General features: G+C 64.5%; 9 protein-coding genes. All 9 read left to right on the top strand.

Translation table 11 applies throughout. From position 1 onward, the window contains the following. Positions 1–385 precede the first annotated feature (385 nt). Positions 386–1,213 carry an AraC family transcriptional regulator gene (locus EN885_RS32745; protein WP_128244354.1) on the top strand — a complete coding sequence of 276 codons (828 nt, stop codon included), beginning with the start codon at positions 386–388 and terminating at the stop codon, positions 1,211–1,213. Between the two features lie 103 nt (positions 1,214–1,316). Continuing rightward, on the top strand, positions 1,317–1,760 hold the full coding sequence (locus EN885_RS32740) for an SRPBCC family protein (RefSeq protein WP_128244355.1): 444 nt from the start codon (positions 1,317–1,319) through the stop codon (positions 1,758–1,760). 31 nt (positions 1,761–1,791) lie between these two features. Beyond that, positions 1,792–2,586, top strand: coding sequence for an FAD binding domain-containing protein (locus EN885_RS32735; protein WP_128244356.1), 795 nt, complete (start codon positions 1,792–1,794; stop codon positions 2,584–2,586). Between the two features lie 50 nt (positions 2,587–2,636). Next, positions 2,637–3,119, top strand: coding sequence for a (2Fe-2S)-binding protein (locus EN885_RS32730; RefSeq protein WP_128244357.1), 483 nt, complete (start codon positions 2,637–2,639; stop codon positions 3,117–3,119). Positions 3,120–3,134: 15 nt separating this feature from the next. Beyond that, complete coding sequence (locus EN885_RS34815; RefSeq protein ID WP_128244358.1) at positions 3,135–4,502, top strand: xanthine dehydrogenase family protein molybdopterin-binding subunit; 1,368 nt, start codon at positions 3,135–3,137, stop codon at positions 4,500–4,502. A 1-nt stretch (position 4,503) separates the two neighbouring features. Beyond that, positions 4,504–5,514 carry a molybdopterin cofactor-binding domain-containing protein gene (locus EN885_RS34810; protein WP_128244359.1) on the top strand — a complete coding sequence of 337 codons (1,011 nt, stop codon included), beginning with the start codon at positions 4,504–4,506 and terminating at the stop codon, positions 5,512–5,514. A 9-nt stretch (positions 5,515–5,523) separates the two neighbouring features. Continuing rightward, positions 5,524–6,405: a MoxR family ATPase gene (locus EN885_RS32715; protein WP_128244360.1), complete on the top strand. Its 882-nt coding sequence runs from the start codon at positions 5,524–5,526 to the stop codon at positions 6,403–6,405. 53 nt (positions 6,406–6,458) lie between these two features. Continuing rightward, positions 6,459–7,535 (top strand): VWA domain-containing protein, encoded by a 1,077-nt coding sequence (locus EN885_RS32710; protein WP_206616879.1) that lies wholly within the window; start codon positions 6,459–6,461, stop codon positions 7,533–7,535. After that, positions 7,535–8,422: an amidohydrolase gene (locus EN885_RS32705; RefSeq protein ID WP_164897967.1), complete on the top strand. Its 888-nt coding sequence runs from the start codon at positions 7,535–7,537 to the stop codon at positions 8,420–8,422. The genes EN885_RS32710 and EN885_RS32705 overlap by 1 nt, the downstream gene beginning before the upstream one ends. The last annotated feature ends 158 nt before the right edge of the window (positions 8,423–8,580 follow it).

The raw sequence follows: 8,580 nt of genomic DNA, 5'->3' as shown, positions 1-8,580 counted from the left end.
GCATACTGGCCGCCTGCGCTTACAATCTGCGCACCATGATTGGCGTCCTCTATCCACCCGATGAGAGGCGGACATGAGGGAGGAGTGCGTCCACAATCCGGCAGGATGGCTGCCTAAACCGACAAAGGCCTCGCAAGGGCCGCGGAAAACCGCTCTGCCGGCCTTCAAAAAGGCCCTCACTGACCACCGAAATCCACTTCGCTCCCCGTGCAAAGCCCTCACAAGGGGAGAAGGGGCGCTAAGCTATCGCTCAGTCTGAAAATCCGCTGCTATAGCTTATCGCAGGCACCTGGCGTGCGCAGGTGCCTTGACGCGGACACTAAGCCCGCCGCACTATCCCCATTGCAGGCGAAGGGAGGCCAGTCGCCTGCGGGAGGATATACCCATGACGGAAGCGATCAGGCTCTACTGGGGCCGGTTCGGACATGTTTCTGTCCTGAACGTCGCCAGCGACTTCGTCACCCATGCCCATGTCGAGGCGCACATCATCATCTGGCTGGAAGGCACGGCCGGCGAGATGACCATCGGCCGCGAGACGGTGCGACTTGGACCGGGCACCGCCGCCGGCATCAATTCCTTCCAGCCGCACAGCCACGCTCTGTCCCGCGACGGCCGGCCCGGCCTGTTCCTCGCCTTCTACATCGATCCGGACTGGGCGCGACGACGCCGCGATCTGCCGTCCGCCGCGCCGCTGTTCTCGACGCCGGCGATCGTGCTGGAGCCATGGCTGCACAAGGCGGCGGCCAACCTTCTCGACCATCTCAGCGACAATGAGAGCATCGACGACATCGCCAATTACGAGATCGAGCGTTTTATCGACAGCGTGCTCGATGCTGCTGACGCTTCGGCCCCGCCGGTGACGCGCGCCCGCGTCCATACCATGCAGGACTTCCGCGTTCGCAAGGCGATCCAGCTGATGAAGGCCAATGTCTGCGAGCGCATCTGCTTCGATGACGTTGCGCGCAGCGTCGGCCTGTCGCGGCCGCATTTCTTCGCGCTGTTCAAGGAGCAGACCAATCTGACGCCCAACGTCTATTGGAACACGCTGCGCATGGAAGAAGCGGTGCGGCAGTTGCAGTGGTCGCAGGAGCCGCTGATCTCAGTGGCCTGCAATCTCGGCTTCACCACGCAGGGCAATTTCTCGCGCTTCTTCCGCGACCATGTCGGCGTTCCGCCGACGCTCTATCGCGAGGCGGCGCGGGCCATTTCCTGAACCATTTTCAGACTATTTGATAGGCGTTCAAGACGCATTGATAAGCGCCGCCAGGCTCGCCGCCCTACCCTCGCGACACACATATTTGCAAGGGAATGATCACATGGCGAAAGTCACCATCTCCAGCGTCATCGACGCACCGGTCGAAAAGGTCTGGGCGCGCATACGCGACTTCAACGGGCTGCCGAGTTGGCATCCGCGCATGGTCGAAAGCCATATCGAGGACGGCAAGGATGCCGGCACGATCGGCTGCGTGCGCAATTTCCAGCTCGCCAGCGGCGCTCGTCTCCGCGAAAAGCTGCTCGACTTCTCCGACGACAATTTCCTTGTCAGCTATTCCATCCTGGAGACGCCGCAGCCGCTCACCAATCACAAGGCGACGCTGCAATTGCGGCGGGTGACCGACGGCGACCGCACCTATGCCGAATGGACCGCCAGCTTCGACGCTGCTCCGGAAGAGGCCGACAAATTGGCCGAGGGCATGGGCGCCAACGTTTTCCAGGGCGGCTTCAACGCCCTGAAGAATCATTTCGCCGGTCAAGGTTGAACTGAATTGGGCTGACAAACAGGAGCGTTCCATGGCGCTTGCATTGCAGACTTTTTCGACGGTGAAGGACGCGAATGCGGCGCTGAAAGCCGCCGGCACCCGCTATCTCGGCGGCGGCACGCTGGTCGTGCGCGCCGCCAATGAAGGCGATGTCTCGGTCTCCAGCCTTATCAGGTCGACCGAACCGGTGCTGTCGGCAATCACTGTTTCCGGCAGCGAGGTTCGCATCGGCGCTTCGGTGACCATGGCGGCGATCGCCCGTCATCCGGCTCTCTCTTCGCTTGCCCACGCGGCACGCGCCGTCGGCGGCCCGGCGATCCGCAACATGGCGACCGTCGGCGGCAATCTCTTCGCCCCGACGCCTTATGGCGATTTCACCGTCGCGCTGCTGGCGTTGGATGCCACCGTCAGCACCGATGGCGGTGACCTGCCGATCGAAACCTTCCTGGCAAAACGCGAAAGCCACCGCGCCATCGTCACCGCGGTCGGCTTCAGCTTGCCAGTGGACGGCGGCTTTCGCTTCCTGAAAGTGTCGAGGGTCAAGCCGAAGGGCGTCTCGGTGCTGAGCATCGCCGCCGTGCTCGAACAGGCGCCGGAAGGCACCGTGTCATCGGCACGGATTGCGCTTGGCTGCATGGCCGACCGCCCGATGCGCGCCAAGGCGGCAGAAAAGGCGCTGCTCGGCAGGAAACTCACCAGCGATGGGCTCGCGCCAGCACTTGCCGCAGCCAGCGACGGGACCTCGCCCGTCACCGATCCGATCGCCAGTGCCTGGTATCGCAACGAAGTCCTATCGGTCCATCTCGGCCGGCTGCTGCTCGGCTGAAATTGCTCATTGGGGCGCGCGCTTGCTTGGCTGCGCGCAAGGAGGAAAACATGGCAAAGGTCCCGGTTCAGTTCACGCTCAACGGCGCGGAGAAGGCCGAATTCATCGACAGCGGCACGACACTGCTCAACGCACTGCGCGACAAGATCGGCGACACCTCGCCGAAAGGCGGCTGCCACCAAGGCACATGCGGCGCCTGCTCGGTCATCATCGACGGCGAACTCAGGTTGTCCTGCCTGACGCTGGCCGAAACCTGCAGCGGCGCGACCATCACCACGACGTCAGGGCTTTCGGAAGGCGGCGTGCTGCATCCTTTGCAGCGCGCCTTCCTCGACGCCTTCGCCACGCAATGCGGCTTCTGCACGCCGGGCATGATCATGGCGGCCAAGGTTCTGCTCGACCACACGCCGAACCCCAGCCGCGAGGATGTTGTCGAGGCGCTGTCGGGCAATATCTGCCGCTGCACGGGCTACGAGCCGATCATCCAGGCGGTGCTGACCGCCGCACGGTCCAATTCGCAGCACGCGGCTTGAGGGGAGTAAAAAAAGATGGAACTCCGCAAGAGCTATTTCGCCGACCAGCGCAAGGACGATCTGCACGAGATCGGCCAGCCCCGGCCGCGCTCCGATTCACCCGGTCATGTCACCGGCAAGACCGCCTATTTCGCCGACCGCAACTTTCCCGGCATGCTGCACCTGAAGATGGTGCGCAGTCCGCACCATCACGCCCGCATCCGCAGCATCGACATATCAGAGGCGGAAAAACATCCAGGCGTGGTGAAAATCCTGACCGCCAAGGACGTGCCGCACAATGTCTACACCATCCTGATCCTGATCCAGATCGGGCCGGAGGACGAGACGGTGCTGGCCGACGGCAAGGTGCGCTGGAAGGGCGAGGCGGTGGTGGCAGTGCTGGCTGAGACCGAGCGTGCCGCCCAGGAAGCCGCCGCCAAGGTCAAGGTCGATTACGAGGTGCTGCCGGCCGTCTTCGACATGGAGGAAGCGCTGAAGCCCGGCGCGCCGGTCGTGAACGAATATCACGGCCAGAATTATTACCTCTATGACAGCGGCGAATGCCGCAAGGTGCGCTTCGGCGATGTCGAAGCCGGCTTCGCCGGCGCCGATCACATCCTGGAACAGACCTACCAGTCCTCGCCGATCGAGCACGCGCCGACCGAGACGACAGGCTGCATCGTCGCCCCGGAGGGCAATGATCGCTTCACCTGCTACACCAACACGCAGGCGATGTTCTTCACCCTCGACAATGCCTCGATCATCCTGCAGATGCCCGGCAACAAACTGCATTTCGTCGGCGGCACCGTCGGCGGCGGCTTTGGCGGCAAGGTCGACGTCATCGTCGAGCCGATCGCCATCCTCGGCGCCAAGCTCACCGGACGTCCGGTCTCCTTTATCTACAGCCGCGAGGAGGAGATGCAGATCTCCTCGCCGCGCGCGGCGGAAAAGGTCGTCATCAAGGACGGCGTCATGAAGGACGGCCGTATCGTCGCCCGCAAGGTCACCGGCTACACCGATGCCGGCGCCTATTCGCGCCATTCACCCTATGGCGCGCAAAAGGGCGCGGGGCATTATCCCGGCCCCTACTCGATCCCGAATGTCTGGATCGACACCTATTGCGTCTATACCAACCGCACGCCGTCCTCCGCCATGCGCGGCTTCGGCGTCACCATCGGCGATTTCGCGCTGGAGGTGCAGATGGACAAGCTCGCCCGGCTGATCGGCATGGACCCGCTCGAATTCCGCTTCATCAACGCCTACCGCGATGGCGACATGAAAGCGCATCGCCAACCGACGGAAGGGGCCGCGCTGATCGAGTGCATGCAGGAAGCGTCGCGCGCCGCCAACTGGCCGGTGGCGGAAAAATATCTGGCCATGTCCTCCTACGCGAAGGGAGCTTGAGATGGCGATCAGGCGCGGACGCGGCGTGGCCGCGATCAACTACCCGACCGGCATGAATCTCGGCGGCGACCCAACCCAGGCCCTGGTGCATTCGACCCCGACCGGCAATTTCATGGTCACGCTTTCCAGCGTCGATCTCGGCCAGGGCATGAAGCAGATCATGGCGCAGATCTGCGCCGAGACGATCGGCGTGCCGACCGACCGCGTCGTCGTCGACACTGCCGACACCGACACCGGTCCGCACTGCATGGGCACCTTCGCCTCGCGCGGCACGCATCGCGCCGGCAACGCCGTCATCCAGGCGGCCAGGGAAGCCCGCCAGGTGATGCTGGAAGTGGCGGCCGAGGAGCTGGAAGTGAATGCCTCGGACCTCGAGACCGACGGCTTGGGCAATATCCTGGTCAAGGGCGCGCCGCAGAAATCGATCTCGATCTTCGATGTCGCGCTGTCGGCGCATTTCAAGCGCGGCCGCTCGATTTCCGGCCGTGGCATGTTCCTCATCCCGCGCTCGTACCCCGAAAAAGAGACCGGCGCGATGAAGCCGTCGACCTGCTATGCGCATGCCTGCACGGTGGCGGAGGTCGAGGTTGATGACGAGACCGGCGAGGTCACCGTGCTGACGGTCAAGAACGTTTTTGAGATCGGCCGCGCGCTGAACCCGAAAATGGTCGAGCAGCAGCTTGTCGGCGGCTCGTGGATGGGCATCAGCCACGCGCTCTACGAGACGACCGAACCCTATTATCCCAATCGCGATCATGGCGGCACCGACTTCAACCAATATCTGATGCCGGGACCGGGTGATCTTGCGCAAACCGAGATCATCGTGCTGGAACGGCCCTCGGCCGACGGACCCTATGGCGCCAAGGGGCCAGGCGAGATGTGCGCCAACCCGCAAATCCCGGCGGTCGCCAATGCCGTTTTCGACGCAGTCGGCGTGCGCATCGACACGCTGCCGATCACACCGGAGCGCATCCTGCGGGCGCTGAAGGCGCAAGCCGGCGCGCCAAACTGAGTGTTGGAAATGCCCAAGAGAAGCGCCGAAACTGTCGCGACCTCGCCGGAGGCGGTGGCATCGCGCCTCGCCGCTTCGCGCTATCTGGCGGACGAGAGCCTGGCGACCGCCATCTTCCTGGCGATCAGGCTGGGCAAGCCGCTGCTGCTCGAAGGCGCGCCCGGCGTCGGCAAGACGGAAGCGGCGAAGGCGATCGCCGATGTGCTCGGACGCGATCTGGTGCGGCTGCAATGCTACGAAGGCATCGACGCCGCCCATGCGCTTTACGAATGGAACTACCAGCGCCAACTGCTGGCGATCCGTCACGCCGGCGAGCACGAGGTAGACATCTATGACGACCGCTTTCTGATCGCACGGCCGCTTCTGCAGGTGCTGAAGGCGCCGGAAAAGCGCGTGCTGCTGGTCGACGAGATCGACCGTTCGGACCACGAGTTCGAAGCGCTGCTCCTGGAATTCCTTTCCGATTTCCAGATCAGCATCCCCGAGCGCGGTACCATCCGCGCGACGGCGCAGCCGATCGTCATCCTGACCTCGAACCGCACCCGCGAACTGGCGGAAGCGCTGCGGCGGCGCTGCGTCTACCACTGGATCACATATCCCGGCGCCGAGCGCGAGGCCGAGATCATCATGCTGCGCGCCGGTGAAGTCGCCGAGGCGACCGCACGTGCCGTGGCTTCTGCCGTGCGCGACATCCGCGCCCGCCCGCTGGCCAAGCCGCCGGGCATCGCCGAAGCGGTCGAATGGGCGAACGCCGCGACGATCCTCGAAAAAGGCGGCAGCCCGTGGCCGGAAGCGTTCCGCCGCGCCATCGGCGTGCTGATCAAGGACGAGGAGGATCTGTCCTACATCGCGCCTGAGCTTGGCCGGATCGTCGAGGAGGCACTGGCGTGAGCGCCACAGCCTTGCCCCGGGCGGCTGCGCCCTTGCTCGGCTTCGGACGGCTGCTGCGCCGCTATGGCTTTCCGGTGGCGCCCGACCAGGTGTCCGGCTTCATGCAGGCGGTGACGCTGCTTGGCCCGCGCTCTATGGCCGATATCCGCGAAGCAGCCCTTGCCACGCTTGCGCCGCCGCCCGACCGCCGCGATGAATTCGAGGCGCATTTCCAAAGCCATTTCTATGGCAACACCGCGGCTGTGGTCGAAGGCGAGGCCGACGAGGAAACCCGTATCAACGACGACGGCGGCACCAGAGACGAAGAGAGCGAGGTGGCGCGCCAGGAGGAAGGTGGCGAGCTATCGTCCGGCGCCGAACAGTTGAGCGCCCGCGACTTCCAGCGTGACGGCGACGGGCTGGCCGCCTTCCGCCGCAAGCTTTCCGCCGCCCTGCCCGCCCGCCGCTCCTTCCGCACCGTGCGCACGCACGCACGCGGCAAGCTCGATCTGCGCCGGTCGCTGCGGGAAATCGTCAGCGCCGATGGCGATGTGCCATCGCCGCTGCTGCGCCGCAGGCAGACCGTGCCGCGCACGCTGCTGATCCTGATCGACGTGTCGGGCTCGATGAAGCTGCATACATCGGACTATCTCAAACTGGCGCATGCGGCGGTGCAGGGCGCAGACCGGGCTGAAATTTTCACCTTCGGCACGCGGCTGACCCGCATCACCGGGGCGTTGCGCATCCGCGACCGCGACCAGGCGCTGGCCCGCGTGGCAGCGCTGGTCGACGACTGGGACGGCGGCACCCGGATGGGACCGACGCTGCTCGCCTTCCTGTCGGTGCCGCGCTTTTCCGCTTTCGCGCGCGGGGCAGCGATTGTCATCCTGTCGGACGCGCTGGAGCGCGGCGATCATGCCGAGCTGGAAATGGCGATGCGCCGGCTGAGCGCCCGCGCCTTCCGGCTTTCGCTGGCGACGCCGCTGGCCGGCGATCCGCGTTTCCAGCCGGCGACGGCAGCACTGCGCGCCATCCTGCCGGTGCTCGACGATCTGGTCGACGGCTCGTCGATCTCGGGTCTCTCCGATTTCATCCTGTCGCTCGCCCGCCCCGCTCCGGCGGCCGCAGCAATCTGGAAAAGGGCTTCATGATGCAAAAGGCGGTCGACGCGCATTTCCACATCTGGCGCCAAGAGGATCAGCCCTGGCTGCGCGGGCCGATGGTGCCGCGCATCTTCGGACCCTACGAGCCGATCCGCCGCGACTATCCGATCGAGGAATTCCTGGCCGATCAGAAAGGCTCCGGCGTCGAGAAGGCGGTCTATGTCCAGACCAACTGGGCGAAGGAAGACTTCGAGAAGGAGGTCGCCTTCCTGCAGACAACCGCGGAGGAGACCGGCTGGCCGCATGCGGTCGTCGGCTATGCCGACATGACGGTGGACGATGTCCGCCACCAGATCGATCGCTTAAAAAAATATCCGCTGCTGCGCGGCGTGCGCATGCAACTGCATTGGCACGAAACGCCGGCCTTCCGCTTCGCCGCCTCAGCAGATCAGGTCATCGACCCGAAGGTGCGGGCCAATGTGGCGCGGCTAAAAGACTACGGCCTGTCCTTCGACCTGCAGCTTTTCCCGGCCCAGATGAAGGACGGGCTGACGCTTGTCGCAGAGAACCCGGAAACGAATTTCATCCTCACCCATGCCGGCATGCTGATCGGCATGGACCCGGAGACCACGGAGGCCTGGAAAGCCGGTCTGCGCACGCTTTCAGCCGCACCCAACCTCTACGCCAAGCTCTCCGGCCTCGGCACCTTCGTCCACCGCAACGACCCGGCGCTGATCGCTTACATCGTCGACAACGCGATCGACATCCTCGGCAGCGATCATCTGATGTTCGGCTCGAACTTCCCGATCGAGAAACTTTGGACCAGCCATGCGGAATTGATCAAGGCGCACCGGAAGGCGGTTGCGAAGCATGGCGCGGCGGCAGAGGCGGACATTTTTTGGAACACGGCGGAGAAGGTATATCGGCCGGTGTAGCGCGCCTGCCTCTTCCCTTCTCCCCCTGTGGGACCTTTGCACAGAAGCCGAACGGTGATTCTGTGGTGAAGGTTGGAGCAGGGAGATTCGGGATGGCGGATCGTGTTTTGGGTCAGTTGAGTCTGGCGGACGGTCTGGCGGCGTCGGATGAGACGATT

The sequence above is a fragment of the Mesorhizobium sp. M6A.T.Cr.TU.014.01.1.1 genome (genome assembly GCF_004022765.1).
Taxonomy (GTDB): domain Bacteria; phylum Pseudomonadota; class Alphaproteobacteria; order Rhizobiales; family Rhizobiaceae; genus Mesorhizobium; species Mesorhizobium mediterraneum.
This window is presented reverse-complemented; position numbering and strand designations above follow the sequence as displayed.